Here is a 15,379-nt window from a genome sequence, read left to right on the forward strand (position 1 = left end):
CCTGCGACGCCGGATAGGCTCGGTGTTGTGAACCCAGTCAAGCCAGGCGAGATGCCGCGCACGCCTTGGATCGTAGGGGTGTCCGGGGCCTCCGGCACCCCGTATGCCGCTGCTGTGCTGCGGGCCCTCCTCGCCGCCGGCGAGAGCGTCGACCTCGTGGTGTCCCGGGCCTCCCGGCTGACCCTGCTGGACGAGACCGGGATCTCCTTCCGGGACGCCCACTGGCAGGCCGACCTGCGGGAATGGCTGTCCCGGGGCGCCGACGGCAAGCCGGACACCTTCGCCGTCGACATCGGCGCCGTACGCCACTGGAGCGCCGGCGACCTGGCCGCCGGGCCCTCCTCGGGGTCGTACCCCACCAAGGGCATGCTCATCGTGCCCGCCTCGACGGCGAGTGTGGCCGGGGTCGCGCTCGGTCTGTCGAAGGACCTGTTGCAGCGGGCGGCGAGCGTGACCCTCAAAGAGGGACGCAAGCTGATCGTGGCCGTGCGCGAGACCCCGCTGAACGGCCAGACCCTGCGGCACCTGGTCACCCTCGACGACGCGGGCGCGACGGTCGTGCCCGCCTCACCCGCCTTCTACGCGGGGGCGACGCACATCCAGGACCTGGTGGACTTCGTCGCCGGACGCGTACTCGACGCGGCGGGCGTGCCGCACCGGCTCTACCGCCGTTGGCAAGGTGAACTCGGCGGCGGTGCGCACCGCGACGGCTGAGCGGCACTCGAACCTCATCGGACTCAACGACAACTTCAGCGGAAGGCTTCGATCGCAATGGACGCGGTGGACAGGCAGCTCATCCAGGCCCTGAGGGAGAACGGCCGGGCCTCCTACGCGGAGCTGGGACGCCTCGTCGGACTGTCGGGACCCAGTGTCACCGACCGCATCAACCGGCTGGAGGCGGCCGGAGTCATCACCGGTTACCGGGCCACCGTCGACGCCGCCTCGCTCGGCCTCGGTGTCACCGCCCTGATCGGCATCTCCCTCTCGGACGCCACCGACCACGAGGACGTGGCCCAGCGGCTGCGGGACCTGTCGGAGATCGAGGACTGCTGGTTCATCGCGGGCGACGACTCGTACATGCTCAAGGTGCGGGCGGAGAACGTGGACGGCCTGGAGAAGATCATCCGGCGGCTCAGCGGCACGAAGGGTGTCTCGCGGACGCGTACCACCATCGTGCTGTCCACCAAGTGGGAGAACCGGGTCGGAGAGCTGCCGGAAGAGGAGTAGTCGTACGGTTGGGGCGTTGTCGATGAAAGGTGTGGGCATGGATCTCGGGCTCAAGCGCGAGCTGGAGGAGAAGGTCAGGGCGGGCGTCCGCCTGACCCGTGAGGACGGCATCGCGCTGTACGAGTCGGACGACCTGGCCTGGCTCGGCGGCCTGGCGCACGAGGTGCGGACGCGCAAGAACGGCGACGTCGTGCACTTCAACGTCAACCGGCACCTCAACATGACCAACGTGTGCACGGCCTCCTGCGCGTACTGCTCCTTCCAGCGCAAGCCGGGGGAGAAGGACGCGTACACGATGCGCATCGAGGAGGCCGTGAAGCTCGCGAAGGCGATGGAGTCGGAGAACCTCACCGAGCTGCACATCGTCAACGGGCTGCACCCGAACCTGCCGTGGCGGTACTACCCGCGGTCGCTGCGGGAGCTGAAGGCCGCGCTGCCGGACGTCTCGCTGAAGGCCTTCACGGCGACGGAGATCCACCACTTCGAGACCATCTCGGGGATGAGCGCGTCGGAGATCCTCGACGAGCTGATCGACGCCGGTCTGGAGTCCCTGACCGGCGGTGGCGCCGAGATCTTCGACTGGGAGGTCCGGCAGCACATCGTGGACCACCGCACCCACTGGGAGGACTGGTCCCGCATCCACCGGCTCGCGCACGAGAAGGGTCTGAAGACCCCGTGCACGATGCTGTACGGGCACATCGAGGAGCCCCGGCACCGCGTGGACCACGTGCTGCGGCTGCGCGAGCTCCAGGACGAGACCGGTGGCTTCCAGGTCTTCATCCCGCTGCGCTACCAGCACGATTTCGTGGACATGCAGGACGGCAAGGTCCGCAACCGGCTCCAGGCGCGGACGCAGATGGCGACGGGCGCCGAGGCGCTCAAGACCTTCGCCGTGTCGCGGCTGCTGTTCGACAACGTGCCGCACGTCAAGGTCTTCTGGGTCATGCACGGCGTGCAGACCGCGCAGCTGGCCCTTCAGCACGGGGCCGACGACATGGACGGGTCGGTCGTCGAGTACAAGATCACGCACGACGCGGACAACTACGGGACGCCGAACAAGCTGACGCGTGAGGACTTGCTCGACCTCATTCGTGATGCAGGGTTCCGGCCCGTGGAGCGGAACACGCGGTACGAGATCATCCGGGAGTACGAGGGTCCCGACCCGGAGCGTCGCGAGTCGCCGCAGCCGATGCGGGTCTGATCGCGTTCGGGTGCAGGTGCGTGGGGGGTTGCTCGCGCCCGGCGGCGGAGCCGCATATCGGCAGGGTCCCGCGCCCCTGAGGGGGGTACCCGGAGGGCATGGTCAGGACCTCGGCGCCTGAGGACGCCTACACCGCTGAGCCCTTCTTGCCCGAGCGCGGCGGTCTTCCCGCTCTGCGGAAGGCCGCTGCCGAATGCCGGGGCTGCCCGCTGCACCGGGACGCCACCCAGACCGTGTTCGGGGACGGGAGCAGCGACGCCCGGGTCATGCTCGTCGGCGAGCAGCCCGGGGACCAGGAGGACCGGCAGGGCAAGCCGTTCGTCGGGCCGGCCGGGAAGCTGCTGGACCGGGCCCTGGAGGAAGCCGGCATCGATCCCTCCGAGGCCTACGTCACCAACGCCGTGAAGCACTTCAAGTTCACACAGGCCGAGCCGCGCAAGCGGCGGATCCACAAGGCGCCCAGTCTGCGGGAGATGACCGCGTGCGGGCCCTGGCTCGCCGCGGAGCTCGCGGCCGTGGAGCCGGAGCTGATCGTCGTCCTGGGGGCCACCGCCGGGAAGGCGCTGCTCGGGTCCTCCTTCCGGGTCACGCAGGTGCGCGGCACCGTGCTGGAGGAGGAGATCCACGGGCGGCCGGAGCGGCTGGTGCCGACCGTGCATCCCTCGTCGGTGCTGCGGTCCGACGACCGGGAGGCGGCCTACCGGGGGCTGGTGTCGGACCTGAAAGTGGCGGCGGACGCCCTGGCGTAATAGCTACAATCCCGGCATGCCCCTTACCTTCACGCTCGACCCCGCCGTCACCCCCGAGCTGCGTGACGGCCTGCTCGATCTGTGGACCGATGTCTCCAACGCCGGCGGCGCCGTCGGGTACGTGCCGCCGGTGACGCGGGAGGAGATCCGCCCCGCGCTGGTGCAGCACTTCGCCTCGATGGCGGAGGGGCGGGTCAAGCTGCTCGTCGGGCACGACGAGGCGGGGCAGGTCGCGGCGACCGCCTTCCTGACCTTCAACACGCATCACCTGATGACCCACTGGCTGTGGCTGTACACCGTGATGGTGCATCCCCGTCACCAGGGCAAGGGCTACGGCCGCGACCTGCTCGCCGCCGCCGCCGACGCGGCCCGGGGGATGGACGGGATCGAGGCGATCCGGCTGACCTGCCGGGGCGGTCTCGGTCTTGAGCGCTTCTACGCTTCCTGCGGCTACAAGGAGGTCGGGCGGATTCCCGGAGCGATCCGCGTGGCCCCGGGGGACGACCGCGACGACGTCATCATGCTGCTGCCCCTGGCCTGACCCCCCTGCAGGATCGGCCGCCCGTCGTGCTTCACTGGACGGTGCCCCTTTGGGTGCGTTCCGACCGTTCGAACCGGAAGAGTGGATTGAGATGCTCCGCTACACGCTGATGCGCCTCGGAATCTTCGTGGGCTGCCTCGTGGTCGTCTGGGGCGCGGTCTACTCCGGCATCGCCCCGCGCGGGCTCGGCAACAGCAACGGGCTGTGGGTCGTGCTGCTCGCCCTGCTGATCTCCGCGCCGATCAGCTTCGTCGTGCTGCGCAAGGAGCGGGACCGGGCCTCCGTGCAGGTCGCGCAGCGCGTCGACCGGATGAAGGCCAACCTGGACGCCAACCGCAGCCAGGAGGACGTGGCCGACGACACCGCCCGGGCCCAGGGGCAGGCCTCGTAAGGTCCCCCACACGCTTCGCAGCGCCCCGTTTCCGTACATGCTCGGAAACGGGGCGCTTTGCGTTGTATGGGTGTGTGTGAGTCATCACCTGTCAAAGCCAGGCTTTGAGGTCCTCAAAGCTCCGGTGTTAAGGTCGTTGTATGAAGTCAGCAGTCGCGCCCCACTCGCCCCTGAGCGTTCCGCTCGTGGCGCGCCTGCACGTGGATCTCTGTCGGTGCGCGTCCGCTTTCTGTCGTCCCTGACGTAACGCAACCCCCCGTCGTCTCCCACGTCAGCTCCCCTACGCGTCCCCCCAACGGAGTCAGTCCGTGTCCTCACACACGAAGTCCTTCAAGGTGCCCTTCTGGGCCCAGATACTCGCCGGTCTCGTCCTGGGTGTGCTGCTCGGCTGGCTGGCCCGCAGCCAGGACCTGTCCTGGCTGGTCACGACGCTGGAAAAGGTCGGCGACACCTTCATCGGGCTGCTGAAGCTCGCGGTCGCCCCGCTCGTCTTCTTCGCGATCCTGGTCTCGATCACCAACCTGCGGAAGGTCAACAACGCGGCCCGCCTGGCCTCGCGCACCCTCCTCTGGTTCATGATCACCTCGCTGATCGCCGTCAGCATCGGCCTGGTCATCGGCCTGCTGACCAACCCCGGCGCCGGTACCGGCCTCACGCCCAAGGACGGCGCGAAGCCCGAGGACACCGGCTCCTGGATCGACTTCCTGACGGGCATCATCCCGACCGACGTCATCACGCCGTTCACCGAGCTGAACGTGCTCCAGATCGTCTTCATGGCCGCCGTCGCCGGTATCGCCGCGCTCCAGCTCGGTGAGAAGGCCCAGCCGATCCTCGCCCTGAGCGAGTCCGTGCTCAGCCTGCTCCAGAAGGCGCTGTGGTGGGTCATCCGGCTCGCCCCGCTCGGCACGATCGGCCTGATCGGCTACGCCATCGCCACCTACGGCTGGGACCTGATCGGCAAGTACGCGACGTTCACCGCCGACATCTACGTCGGCTGCCTCCTCGTGATGTTCGGCGTCTACCCGACGCTGCTCGCGACCGTCGCCAAGGTCAACCCCGTCCAGTTCTTCAAGGGCGCCTGGCCCGCGATCCAGCTGGCCTTCGTCTCCCGCTCGTCCGTGGGCACCATGCCGCTGACGCAGAAGGTCACCGAGCGGCTCGGCGTGCCGAAGGAGTACGCCTCCTTCGCCGTGCCGTTCGGCGCGACGACCAAGATGGACGGCTGCGCCGCGATCTACCCGGCGATCGCCGCGATCTTCGTGGCCCAGATCTTCGACATCCAGCTCGGCATCGGCGACTACCTGCTGATCGCGTTCGTCTCGGTGGTCGGCTCCGCCGCCACGGCCGGTCTCACCGGCGCGACCGTCATGCTGACCCTCACCCTCTCCACCCTCGGCCTGCCGATGGAGGGCGTGGGCCTGCTCCTCGCGATCGACCCGATCCTGGACATGATCCGCACCGCGACCAACGTCGCCGGGCAGGCCCTGATCCCGGTGCTGGTCTCCGCCCGCGAGAACCTGCTCGACCGTACGGCGTACGCCACGGCCGACGGCTCCTCCCTGGACGAGCCGCTCGACGAGCCGCGCGACAAGGCGGAGCCGGTCACCGCGGCCGCCTGACGGCCGGCCGGCCGCACGCGTCGACGGGCCCCCTGAGCGGTCCTTCCCCGGTTCCCCGGGCGAGGGCCGTCCAGGGGGCCCGTACGCTAAGCGCTATGGGTGCCGTGAAGACCAAGCGGATGCCGCGCGCGGTCCGTGAGCAGCAGATGCTGGACGCCGCCGTGCGGATCTTCGGCCAACGCGGCTACATGGCCGCGTCGATGGACGAGATAGCCGAACTCGCCGGTGTGTCCAAGCCGTTGGTCTACCTGTACCTCAACTCGAAGGAAGACCTCTTCACCGCCTGCATCCGCAGGGAGGCGGGGGCCCTCGTCGAGGCGGTGCGGGCCGGGGTCCGTCGCGACCTGCCCGCCGACCGGCAGCTCTGGGAAGGCCTCGGCGCCTTCTTCACGCACACCGGCGAGAACCCGGACGCGTGGTCCGTCCTGCACCTCCAGGCGCGCACGCACGGGGAGCCGTTCGCCGCCGAGGTCACCGCGATGCGCGAGGAGATCGTCGCCTTCGTGACGCAGCTGATCCTCGCCGGTGCCCGTGAGGCGCACCGCGACCCCGACCTGCCCGAGGGCGAGGTCGCCGGGCTCGCCGAGGCCCTGGTCGGCGCCGCCGAGTCGCTCGCCGCCTGGGCCAACGCCACCCCCGGTGTCACGGCCCGCCAGGCCGCGGCCACCATGATGAACTTCGCCTGGGCCGGGCTCGGCGACCTCATGGCGGGGCGGCCCTGGGCACCCCCGGAGGAGCAGCCGGGCCCTCACGCCGGGTAGACGTCCCCCGTCACATGGATCCGGTCCTCCCGGCCGCGCAGTTCGAACCGGCCGTCCCGCGCCGCGTACGTCACCGTCCCGGGCAGCAGGACCGGTGCCCTGAACTCCGCGCGCAGATGGCAGCACTCCGTGACGCCGTGCGCGGCGAGGCAGCGGGCCACGGTCCACATGCCGTGGGCGATGGCCCGGGGGAAGCCGAACAGCCGGGCCGTGAGCGGGTGCAGGTGGATCGGGTTGCGGTCGCCGGACGCGGCCCCGTAGCGGCGCCCGACGTCCCCGGCGAGCCGCCACTCGGCGACCTCGGGCAGCGGCTCGCGCGCCTGCGTCTCCCGGGGGACCGCGGCCAGGTGCTGCGTGCGGTGCCGGGCCAGGTACGTGCTCCTCGACTCCCACACGACGTCCCCGCCGCCGCGCACCTCGGTGACGACCGTGGCCTCCGTGCCGCGTCGGTGGGGCGCCAACCCGTCGACCTGTACCGAGAGTTCGTACGCGTCGCTCGCCGGCATCCGGCCGTGCCGCGTGACGGTGATCGACGTGTGGACGAGGCCGAGCAGCGGCAGCGGGAAGTCCCGGCCGCTCATCAGCCGCATGGCCAGGGGGAACCCGAGCACATGCGGATAGGTCACCGGCAGCGCGTCCTCCCCGGTCGGGAACCCGCAGACCCGCTCGTACGCCGCGAGCCGCGCGAGGTCGACGCGCAGCCCGGGCACGACGAGCCGGGTGCGGGGGAACTCCGCGTCGGAGCGCGGGCGTTTGAAGGGGGACAGCAGGGCACCGCGGGCGAGGAGCGGAGCGAGGGAGGGGGACCGAGTGAGGGCGAGATCGGCGGGGGCGGCCATCACGCCCCCAGCAGGCTCTGGCCGCACACGCGGACGACCTGGCCGTTGACCGCGCCCGAGGCCGGGTGGGCCAGCCAGGCGGTGGTCTCGGCGACATCGGCCGGGAGACCGCCCTGGGCGAGGGAGTTCATACGGCGGCCCGCCTCGCGGATGAACAGCGGGACGGCGGCCGTCATCTTCGTCTCGATGAAGCCGGGCGCCACCGCGTTGACCGTCACGCCGTGCTCCGCGAGCGCGCGCGGGGCGAGGGAGCGGACCAGGCCGACGACGCCCGCCTTGCTCGCCCCGTAGTTGGTCTGGCCGGCGTTGCCGGCGATCCCCGCGATCGAGGCGGTGGCGACGATCCGGCCGCCGCGCTTCAGCGTCCCGTCCTTCAGCAGGGCGTCCGTGGTGCGCAGCACGCTCCCCAGGTTCACTTCGAGGACGGAGCTCCAGCGTTCGGACGGCATGTTCACCAGACGCCGGTCGCGGGTGATGCCCGCGTTGTGGATCAGCAGGTCCAGGCCGTCGGGCAGGGCGTCGGCGATCCGCGCGCCCGCGTCGGCGGCCGTGATGTCGAGCAGCAGCGCGGTGCCGCCGAGCCGCTCGGCGACCCGCCGGGCGTCCTGCTCGGCCTGCGGCACGTCCAGGACGACGACCCGGGCCCCGTCCCGGGCGAGTGTCTCGGCGACCGCCTCACCGATGCCGCGGGCGGCGCCGGTGACCAGGGCGGTGCGGCCGGCCAGGGGATGATCTTCGTCGGGGGGAGCGGTCTCGTGGGATGTCCCCACCTCGATCACCTGCCCGCTCACGTACGCCGACTTCGGCGACAGCAGGAAGCGCAGAGTGGACTCCGCGGCGGCGGCGTCCGTGAGCCGGAGCAGGTTCACCGTCGTGCCCCGGCCGATCTCCTTGCCGAGGGAGCGCGTGAAGCCCTCCAGGGCCTGCTGGGCCGCGGCCTGGTGGTGGTCGGCGGGGTCGAGCGGCGCGCCGAGCAACACCACGCGGCCGCTCGGGGCGACCGACCGCAGAACCGGATGCAGGGCCGCGTGCACCTCGGCCAGCCCCTCGACGTCCCGTACGCCGGTCGCGTCCAGGACGACGGCGGCCGTGCGGCCGGTGCCGGCCGGGCCGGGGCCCGTACGGGCGAGGACCGGCGCCAGGCCGAGGGCGGACCGGCCGGCGGTGAGATGCAGCAGACCGCCGTCCAGGACGGGCCGCTCGGGGGACCAGCGGGTCAGCGCAGCCGGCTGCGGCAGGCCCAGCCGGCGGGTGAGGAAGCGGCCGGGCGCGGTACCGGTGAAGCGCAGATAGCGGTCGGCCATGTCCAACTCCCAGTTCCGAGGACGGCTCACAGAAGCCACAGGTGCTTACTCTGGAGTAAGGTTACCGGAGGTAAGGCTACGTCACAGACGAGGAGCAGGTCGAGATGAGCCCCCAGCAGCTGTCGCCGTCGGTGCGGCGCGTGGCGATCGTCGGCGGAGCGCGCCTCCCCTTCGCCCGTTCCGACGGCCCCTACGCCACCGCCTCCAACCAGCAGATGCTCACCGCCGCCCTCGACGGCCTCGTCGAGCGCTACGGACTCCAGGGGCCCGGCGCGGTCGGCGAGTTCGTCGCCGGAGCCGTGCTCAAGCACAGCCGCGACTTCAACCTCGCCCGCGAGACCGTCCTCGGCTCCACACTCCACCCCCGCACCCCCGCCTACGACATCCAGCAGGCCTGCGGCACCGGCCTCCAGGCCGTCATCGCCGCCGCCAACAAGATCGCTCTCGGCCAGACGGAATCGGCCGTCGCGGGCGGCGCGGATACCGCCAGCGACGCCCCCCTCGGCGTCAACGACTCCCTGCGCCGCATCCTGCTGGAGGCCCGCCGGGCGAAGTCGCTGAGCGGGCGGGCGAAGGCCCTGGCCAAGGTGCGCCCGGCCCACCTCGTCCCCGACATCCCGCGCAACGCCGAGCCGCGCACCGGCCTGTCCATGGGCGAACACGCCGCCGTCACCGCCCGCGCCTGGGGCATCGCCCGCGCGGCACAGGACGAACTCGCCGCCGCCAGCCACCAGCGGCTGGCGGCGGCGTACGAACGCGGCTTCTTCCAGGACCTGGTGGTCCCCTTCCGCGGCCTGGCCCGCGACCAGAACCTGCGCCCCGGCTCGACGGTGGAGAAACTCGCCTCCCTGAAGCCGGTGTTCGGCCTCGGCCACCCCGACCCGACCATGACGGCCGGGAACTCCACCCCGCTGACGGACGGCGCCGCGACCGTGCTGCTGGCGAGCGAGGACTGGGCCCGCGAACGCGGCCTGGAGCCACTGGCGTACCTCACCGCCTACGAGACGGCGGCCGTCGACTTCGTGGGCGGCGACGTGGCCGGCGGCGAGGACGGGCTGCTCATGGCACCCGCCCACGCCGTCCCGCGCATGCTGGAGCGGGCCGGGCTGGGCCTGGACGACTTCGACCTCGTCGAGATCCACGAGGCGTTCGCCTCCCAGGTGCTGGCGACGCTCGCCGCCTGGGAGAAGCGCGGCCTGGGCACGGTGGACCGCGCCCGGCTGAACGTGGCCGGCTCGTCCCTCGCGACCGGCCACCCCTTCGCCGCCACCGGCGCCCGGATCGTGGCCACCCTGGCCAAACTCCTCACCGAACGGGACGCCCCCGCCCGGGGGCTGATCTCCGTCTGCGCGGCGGGCGGGCAGGGGGTGACGGCGATCCTGGAGCGGGCCTGAGGGCCGAGGGCGCGCGGAACCTGAAGAACCCTCACTTAACCCCCGAGAATGCACAGGCCTGGCCCCGGACCATCCCCGAACCCGCACAGACCCGCCACGTGAGCGCCGTACGATCCCGTTCCTACCGGCAGTAACCCCTTTCCGGGGGTTCCGCCGGTTGAGCGCCTCGGCGTGCGAGGCACGTACGTCATGCAGCAAGCAGTTTCTCCCCGCTGCACGCCCCAGGAGCCGCCCGTGTCCACTGCGTATCCCTCCTCCGCCTACGGCGACGCGTACGGAGGACCGGTGCTGGTCGAGCCCGAGGTACGGCGGCTGGACGGGGCCGTGCGGGAGGTCTCCGTACCGCCGCTGGCCCCGCCCTGGACCCACGGGTCCCTCGCCGACCTGCCGTTCGACAACGCGAGCGCGAACCCGGGTGCCGTGGCCCTCAGCCGCAAGGACGCCGACGGGCACTGGAGCGACGTCACGGCCGAACAGTTCGCCGGCCAGGTGACGGCCGTGGCGAAGGGCCTGATCGCCGAAGGCCTGATGCCGGGCGACCGGGTCGCCGTGATGGCCCGCACCCTGTACGAGTGGACGGTCCTGGACTTCGCCGCCTGGGCGGCCGGACTGGTCACCGTCCCCGTCTACCCCACCTCCTCCGTCTTCCAGGCCCGCTGGATCCTCCAGGACTCCGGTGCGGTCGCCCTGGTCACCGAGACCGCCGCACAGGCCGCCGCCCTCGGCCCCGAACGCGAACGCCTGCCCGACCTCAAGCACCTGTGGGTCGTCGAGAAGGGTCACGTGGCGCGGCTCGCCGAAGCCGGGGCCCACCTGCCCGACCAGGAGGTCGAGGTGCGGCGCGGCATGCTCGGCCCCGACACCCTCGCCACCCTCGTCTACACCTCGGGCACCACGGGCCGCCCCAAGGGCTGCGCACTCACCCACGGCAACTTCTTCGCCGAGGTCGACAACGCCATCGAGCTGCTCTACCCCGTCTTCCGGGCGAAGACCAGCGAAGAGGCCTCCGTCCTGCTGTTCCTGCCGATGTCCCACGTCTTCGGCCGCATGGTGGCCATCGCCTGCATCCGGGCCCGCGTACGGCTGGGCCACGCACCCAGCATCAAGGCCGAGCACCTGCTGCCGGACCTGGCGAGCTTCCGGCCGACCTGTCTGCTGGCCATCCCGTACATGCTGGAGAAGGTCTTCAACTCCGCCCGCGCCAAGGCCGAGGCGGGCGGCCGGGTCGCGTCGTTCGACCGCGCGGTGGCGGTGGCGCAGCGCTACGGAGAGGCCCTGGAGGCCCAGCAGACGGGCACCGGCCCCGGCCCCACCCGCGCCCTCAAGACCGCCCGGGCCTTCTACGACCCGCTGGTCTACCGCCGCATCCGCAACGCCATGGGCGGCAGAGTCCGCTACGCCATCTGCGGCGGCTCCCCGCTCGGCCGCCGCCTGGCCGCGTTCTACGCCGGGGCCGGCATCGAGATCTTCGAGGGCTACGGGCTGACGGAGACCACCGGCGCGAGCACCGTCACCCCGCCCCTGAAACCCCGCCTGGGCACCGTCGGCTGGCCCCTGCCCGGCACCCGCGTCCGCATCGCCGCCGACGGGGAGATCCTCGTCGCCGGCGACCACGTGCTGCGCGGCTACTGGGACCCGCAGGCCGGCGGCGTCACCCCCGCCGCCCCCGACGGGTGGCTCGCCACCGGCGACATCGGCGAACTCGACGACGAGGGCTATCTGACGATCACCGGCCGCAAGAAGGAACTGCTGATCACCGCGGGAGGCAAGTCCGTCGCCCCGGCCCCCCTGGAGAACTGGCTGCGCGCGCACCCGCTGATCTCCCAGTGCCTCGTCCTGGGCGACGGCCGCCCGTTCGTCTCCGCGCTGATCACCCTCGACCCGGCCGGCATCACCCACTGGCGCCAGATGAACGGCAAGCACCCCGTACCGCCGGGGCTCCTCGTCGACGACGAGGAACTGCGCGCCGTGCTCCAACGGGCCGTCGACGAGGCCAACAAGATGGTCTCCCGTCCCGAGTCCATCCGCCGCTTCGCCGTCCTCCCCGAAGACTTCACGGAAGAGGCGGGCCATCTCACCCCGTCGATGAAGCTCCGCCGGGAGGCCGTGCTGCGCGCGTTCGCCGCGGAAGTGGAGGGCCTGTACACGCGGTGAGGCACCTTTGCGATCTCTTCACACGTGGTTCTTGACGACGCCAGGCGTCTGCCCGTTGGCTTTCGACCACCTCGTCACGATGCTCCCCCATCGGAAGGCACCACCAGTGATAGCGCGCAACCCCCGTCAGGCCGCCGTTCGGCACCTCTCCATGGCCCTGGCGGTCTCCGTATCGGCCCTGTCCCTCGCCGCCTGCGGCGACGGCGGGAGTGACGACACCGCCGCGAAGAAGGGCAACGACATCACGGTGGGCCTCCTGCTGCCCGACCGGGACACGGCTCGTTTCGAGAAGTTCGACTATCCGCTGATCAAGCGGGAAGTCGCCTCCCTCACGGACGACCAGGGCACGGTCCGCTACGCCAACGCCGAGGCCAGCGCGTCCAGACAGAGCGAGCAGTTCAAGAAGATGATCAGCGAGAAGGTCGACGTCATCCTCGTCGACGCGCTGAACTCCAAGACCATCGCCGCGGACGTCCAGAAGGCCAAGGACGCCGGTATCCCGGTCATCGCCTACGACCGGCTCGCCGAGGGCCCCATCGACGCCTACGTCTCCCACGACAACGAACTCGTCGGCCAGGTGCAGGGCCGCGCCATCATCGGGGAGCTCGGTGAGAAGGCCGAGAAGAGCAAGGTCGTCATGATGAACGGCGACCCCGCCGACCCCAACACCGCACGCTTCAAGGACGGCGCGCTCAGCGAACTCCAGGGCCAGGTCGACATCGTCAAGCAGTACGACACCAAGGAGTGGAAGCCCGCGATCGCCAAGGAGCACATGAAGGAGGCGATCCAGTCCGTCGGACTGAACAACATCGCCGCCGTCTACTCGGCCAACGACGGCATGGCCGGCGCCGTCATCGAGGCGCTCCAGGAGGCCGGTGCCACCAAGATGCCGCCGGTCACCGGGCAGGACGCCAACCTCGACGCGGTGCAGCGGGTCGTCTCCGGCGAGCAGTACATGACCGTGTACAAGTCGTTCCTGCTGGAGGCGACCAACGCCGCGAAGATCGCGGTGGCCAAGGTCCAGGGCCGCACGATCGAGTTCGCCGCGCTGACCCGTGAGACGGTCGACAGCCCCACGCAGAAGAACATCCCCGCGATGCTGGTCCCGGTGGTCGCCCTCACCAAGGACAACATCAAGGACACGGTGATCACCGACGGCGTCTACACCGTGAAGGACATCTGCACCGCCAAGTACAAGGCGGACTGCGCGGCCATCGGCCTCGAGTAGCGGGAGCGGTGGGCGGCGCACGGGTCTTGACTTCGCAAGACCCCCGCGCGACAGTCCCCACCCCTTTCGCGTTCTCGTCGGGCTGGAGCGGCCATGACCACACGCACGGACACCGCGGCGACTGCCGGCGCCCCGTCCCGCAGACGGCTGCTGGCCGGGGCCGCCGGCGCCGGTCTCGCGGCCGCCACGGGAGTGCACCAGAGCGCCCGGGCGGCCGACTTACCCCCGCTCGGCACGTACGACGTCGTCGTCATCGGCTCGGGCGCCGCCGGCATGACCGCCGCGCTGACGGCCGCGCGCCAGGGCCTGAGCTGCGTCGTCGTGGAGAAGGCCCCGACCTTCGGCGGCTCGGCCGCCCGCTCCGGAGCCGGGATCTGGATCCCGAACAACCCGGTGCTCCTCGCCGCGGGGGTGCCCGACACCCCCGCGAAGGCCGCCGCCTACCTCGCCGCGGTCGTCGGCCCGGACGTCCCCGCCGACCGGCAGCGGGCCTTCCTCACCCACGGCCCGGCGACGATCTCCTTCGTCATGGCGAACAGCCCGCTCCGGTTCCGCTGGATGGAGGGCTACAGCGACTACTACCCCGAGCTGCCCGGCGGCCTGCCGAACGGCCGCTCCATCGAGCCGGACCAGTTCGACGGCAACCTCCTGGGCGCCGAACTGGCCCGCCTGAACCCGCCGTACATGGACGTCCCCGCCGGCATGGTGGTCTTCAGCGCCGACTACAAGTGGATCGCCCTCGCCGCCGTGAACGCCCGGGGCGCGGCCGTCGCCGCCCAGTGCCTCGCCCGCGGCGCGAAGGCGGCGACGCTCGGCCAGAAGCCCCTGACCATGGGCCAGGCGCTCGCGGCGGGCCTGCGGGCCGGGCTGCGAGCGGCCGGGGTCCCGGTCTGGCTGAACACGCCCCTGACGGACCTGCACGTCGAGAACGGCACGGTGACGGGAGCCGTCGTCACCCGCGACGGCGCTCCCGGCCTGGTCCGCGCCCGCCGGGGCGTCATCGTCGGCTCGGGCGGCTTCGAGCACAACGCCGCCATGCGGCGACGCTTCCAGCGCCAGCCCATCGGCACCGAGTGGACCGTCGGGGCCAAGGAGAACACCGGCGACGGCATCCGCGCGGGGGAGCGGCTCGGCGCGGCGCTCGACCTGATGGAGGACGCCTGGTGGGGCCCGGCCGTCCCCGTCCCCGGCCAGCCCTACTTCTGCCTCGCCGAACGCACCCTGCCCGGCGGGCTGCTGGTGAACGGCTCGGGCCGGCGCTTCGTCAACGAGGCCGCGCCCTACAGCGACGTCGTGCACACCATGTACGACGTCCACGACACCGAACCGGCCATCCCGTGCTGGCTCGTCGTCGACCAGAACTACCGCAACCGCTACCTCTTCAAGGACGTCCTGCCGACGCTGCCCCTCCCCGACACCTGGTACGACTCCGGCGCCGCCCACAAGGAGTGGACCCTGGACGCCCTGGCGGTCTCGATCGGCGTCCCCGCGGCGGCCCTGCGCACCAGCGTCAGCCGCTTCAACGCCCAGGCACGGCGGGGCGAGGACCCCGACTTCCACCGGGGCGACAGCGCCTACGACCACTACTACACGGACCCGTCGGTCCTCCCCAACTCCTGCCTGGCCCCCCTCTGGCTCCCCCCGTACCACGCCTTCCGCATCGTCCCCGGCGACCTCGGCACCAAGGGCGGCCTCCGCACGGACGCCCGGGCCCGGGTGCTGCGCGAGGACGGCTCGGTGATCCCGGGCCTGTACGCGGCGGGAAACGCGAGCGCGGCCGTGATGGGCCACAGCTACGCGGGCGCCGGCTCGACGATCGGCCCGGCGATGACGTTCGGATACATCGCGGCGCGGGACATCGCGGGGGTTCTGTAGGGCCGGGCCGGCGCCGGCCGGTGCGCGAGACGGCCGGGAGGGGCCGGGAGTGTGACCGGCAGCGCGGGAGACGGCCGGGAGGGGCCGGGAGTGTGA

General features: G+C 71.6%; 15 protein-coding genes. 13 read left to right on the plus strand and 2 right to left on the minus strand.

The annotated features are described in order from the left end of the window. Positions 1-51: 51 nt before the first annotated feature. The 9 genes from ACFY9E_RS35905 to ACFY9E_RS35945 all read left to right on the plus strand — a co-directional run bounded on the left by ACFY9E_RS35905 (position 52) and on the right by ACFY9E_RS35945 (position 6,489). Positions 52-714 carry a UbiX family flavin prenyltransferase gene (locus ACFY9E_RS35905; RefSeq protein ID WP_390991667.1) on the plus strand — a complete coding sequence of 221 codons (663 nt, stop codon included), beginning with the start codon at positions 52-54 and terminating at the stop codon, positions 712-714. A gap of 57 nt (positions 715-771) precedes the next feature. After that, positions 772-1,227, plus strand: a complete 456-nt coding sequence (locus tag ACFY9E_RS35910; RefSeq protein WP_390991669.1) for an Lrp/AsnC ligand binding domain-containing protein — start codon at positions 772-774, stop codon at positions 1,225-1,227. Positions 1,228-1,264: 37 nt separating this feature from the next. Then, positions 1,265-2,428 carry an aminofutalosine synthase MqnE gene (gene mqnE / locus ACFY9E_RS35915; protein ID WP_361925294.1) on the plus strand — a complete coding sequence of 388 codons (1,164 nt, stop codon included), beginning with the start codon at positions 1,265-1,267 and terminating at the stop codon, positions 2,426-2,428. A 98-nt stretch (positions 2,429-2,526) separates the two neighbouring features. Further along, positions 2,527-3,177 carry a UdgX family uracil-DNA binding protein gene (locus ACFY9E_RS35920; protein WP_390991673.1) on the plus strand — a complete coding sequence of 217 codons (651 nt, stop codon included), beginning with the start codon at positions 2,527-2,529 and terminating at the stop codon, positions 3,175-3,177. Between the two features lie 16 nt (positions 3,178-3,193). Then, the gene (locus tag ACFY9E_RS35925) at positions 3,194-3,718 is read left to right on the plus strand and encodes a GNAT family N-acetyltransferase (RefSeq protein WP_390991676.1); all 525 of its coding nucleotides are present in this window, start codon (positions 3,194-3,196) and stop codon (positions 3,716-3,718) included. A 91-nt stretch (positions 3,719-3,809) separates the two neighbouring features. After that, positions 3,810-4,109 carry a DUF4229 domain-containing protein gene (locus ACFY9E_RS35930; RefSeq protein WP_390991679.1) on the plus strand — a complete coding sequence of 100 codons (300 nt, stop codon included), beginning with the start codon at positions 3,810-3,812 and terminating at the stop codon, positions 4,107-4,109. 140 nt (positions 4,110-4,249) lie between these two features. After that, a complete protein-coding gene (locus tag ACFY9E_RS35935; RefSeq protein ID WP_329503596.1) occupies positions 4,250-4,351 on the plus strand; it encodes a putative leader peptide in 102 nt (33 codons plus the stop codon). A gap of 66 nt (positions 4,352-4,417) precedes the next feature. After that, a complete protein-coding gene (locus tag ACFY9E_RS35940) occupies positions 4,418-5,728 on the plus strand; it encodes a cation:dicarboxylate symporter family transporter (protein WP_390991683.1) in 1,311 nt (436 codons plus the stop codon). Positions 5,729-5,823: 95 nt separating this feature from the next. Further along, positions 5,824-6,489 carry a TetR family transcriptional regulator gene (locus tag ACFY9E_RS35945; RefSeq protein ID WP_390991686.1) on the plus strand — a complete coding sequence of 222 codons (666 nt, stop codon included), beginning with the start codon at positions 5,824-5,826 and terminating at the stop codon, positions 6,487-6,489. Here ACFY9E_RS35945 and ACFY9E_RS35950 read toward each other — a convergent pair. Together ACFY9E_RS35950 and ACFY9E_RS35955 are read right to left on the minus strand one after the other, a co-directional pair. After that, positions 6,477-7,328, minus strand: coding sequence for a MaoC/PaaZ C-terminal domain-containing protein (locus ACFY9E_RS35950; RefSeq protein WP_390991689.1), 852 nt, complete (start codon positions 7,326-7,328; stop codon positions 6,477-6,479). The two genes, ACFY9E_RS35945 and ACFY9E_RS35950, sit on opposite strands and share 13 nt — an antisense overlap. Further along, entirely contained in the window at positions 7,328-8,632 is a 1,305-nt protein-coding gene (locus tag ACFY9E_RS35955) for a 3-oxoacyl-ACP reductase (RefSeq protein WP_390991692.1), read from the minus strand. Before ACFY9E_RS35955 ends, ACFY9E_RS35950 begins: the two co-directional genes overlap by 1 nt. 104 nt (positions 8,633-8,736) lie before the next feature. Here ACFY9E_RS35955 and ACFY9E_RS35960 point away from each other — a divergent pair, with 104 nt between their 5' ends. The 4 genes from ACFY9E_RS35960 to kstD all read left to right on the plus strand — a co-directional run bounded on the left by ACFY9E_RS35960 (position 8,737) and on the right by kstD (position 15,283). After that, on the plus strand, positions 8,737-10,026 hold the full coding sequence (locus ACFY9E_RS35960) for an acetyl-CoA C-acetyltransferase (protein ID WP_390991695.1): 1,290 nt from the start codon (positions 8,737-8,739) through the stop codon (positions 10,024-10,026). 234 nt (positions 10,027-10,260) lie between these two features. Then, positions 10,261-12,180, plus strand: a complete 1,920-nt coding sequence (locus ACFY9E_RS35965) for an AMP-binding protein (protein WP_390991698.1) — start codon at positions 10,261-10,263, stop codon at positions 12,178-12,180. Between the two features lie 151 nt (positions 12,181-12,331). Beyond that, complete coding sequence (locus ACFY9E_RS35970; protein WP_390991925.1) at positions 12,332-13,408, plus strand: substrate-binding domain-containing protein; 1,077 nt, start codon at positions 12,332-12,334, stop codon at positions 13,406-13,408. Positions 13,409-13,501: 93 nt separating this feature from the next. Then, positions 13,502-15,283, plus strand: coding sequence for a 3-oxosteroid 1-dehydrogenase (kstD, locus tag ACFY9E_RS35975; protein ID WP_390991700.1), 1,782 nt, complete (start codon positions 13,502-13,504; stop codon positions 15,281-15,283). Positions 15,284-15,379: the final 96 nt, after the last annotated feature.

The organism is Streptomyces sp. NPDC012466 (assembly GCF_042955215.1).
Taxonomy (GTDB): Bacteria; Actinomycetota; Actinomycetes; order Streptomycetales; family Streptomycetaceae; genus Streptomyces.

Coding starts and splice junctions, on each gene's coding strand:
- ACFY9E_RS35905 (WP_390991667.1), top strand. CDS start 52: ATGCCGCGCACGCCTTGGATCGTAGGGGTGTCCGGGGCCTCCGGCACC.
- ACFY9E_RS35910 (WP_390991669.1), top strand. CDS start 772: ATGGACGCGGTGGACAGGCAGCTCATCCAGGCCCTGAGGGAGAACGGC.
- mqnE (WP_361925294.1), top strand. CDS start 1,265: ATGGATCTCGGGCTCAAGCGCGAGCTGGAGGAGAAGGTCAGGGCGGGC.
- ACFY9E_RS35920 (WP_390991673.1), top strand. CDS start 2,527: ATGGTCAGGACCTCGGCGCCTGAGGACGCCTACACCGCTGAGCCCTTC.
- ACFY9E_RS35925 (WP_390991676.1), top strand. CDS start 3,194: ATGCCCCTTACCTTCACGCTCGACCCCGCCGTCACCCCCGAGCTGCGT.
- ACFY9E_RS35930 (WP_390991679.1), top strand. CDS start 3,810: ATGCTCCGCTACACGCTGATGCGCCTCGGAATCTTCGTGGGCTGCCTC.
- ACFY9E_RS35935 (WP_329503596.1), top strand. CDS start 4,250: ATGAAGTCAGCAGTCGCGCCCCACTCGCCCCTGAGCGTTCCGCTCGTG.
- ACFY9E_RS35945 (WP_390991686.1), top strand. CDS start 5,824: ATGGGTGCCGTGAAGACCAAGCGGATGCCGCGCGCGGTCCGTGAGCAG.
- ACFY9E_RS35950 (WP_390991689.1), bottom strand. CDS start 7,328: ATGGCCGCCCCCGCCGATCTCGCCCTCACTCGGTCCCCCTCCCTCGCT.
- ACFY9E_RS35955 (WP_390991692.1), bottom strand. CDS start 8,632: ATGGCCGACCGCTATCTGCGCTTCACCGGTACCGCGCCCGGCCGCTTC.
- ACFY9E_RS35960 (WP_390991695.1), top strand. CDS start 8,737: ATGAGCCCCCAGCAGCTGTCGCCGTCGGTGCGGCGCGTGGCGATCGTC.
- ACFY9E_RS35970 (WP_390991925.1), top strand. CDS start 12,332: ATGGCCCTGGCGGTCTCCGTATCGGCCCTGTCCCTCGCCGCCTGCGGC.
- kstD (WP_390991700.1), top strand. CDS start 13,502: ATGACCACACGCACGGACACCGCGGCGACTGCCGGCGCCCCGTCCCGC.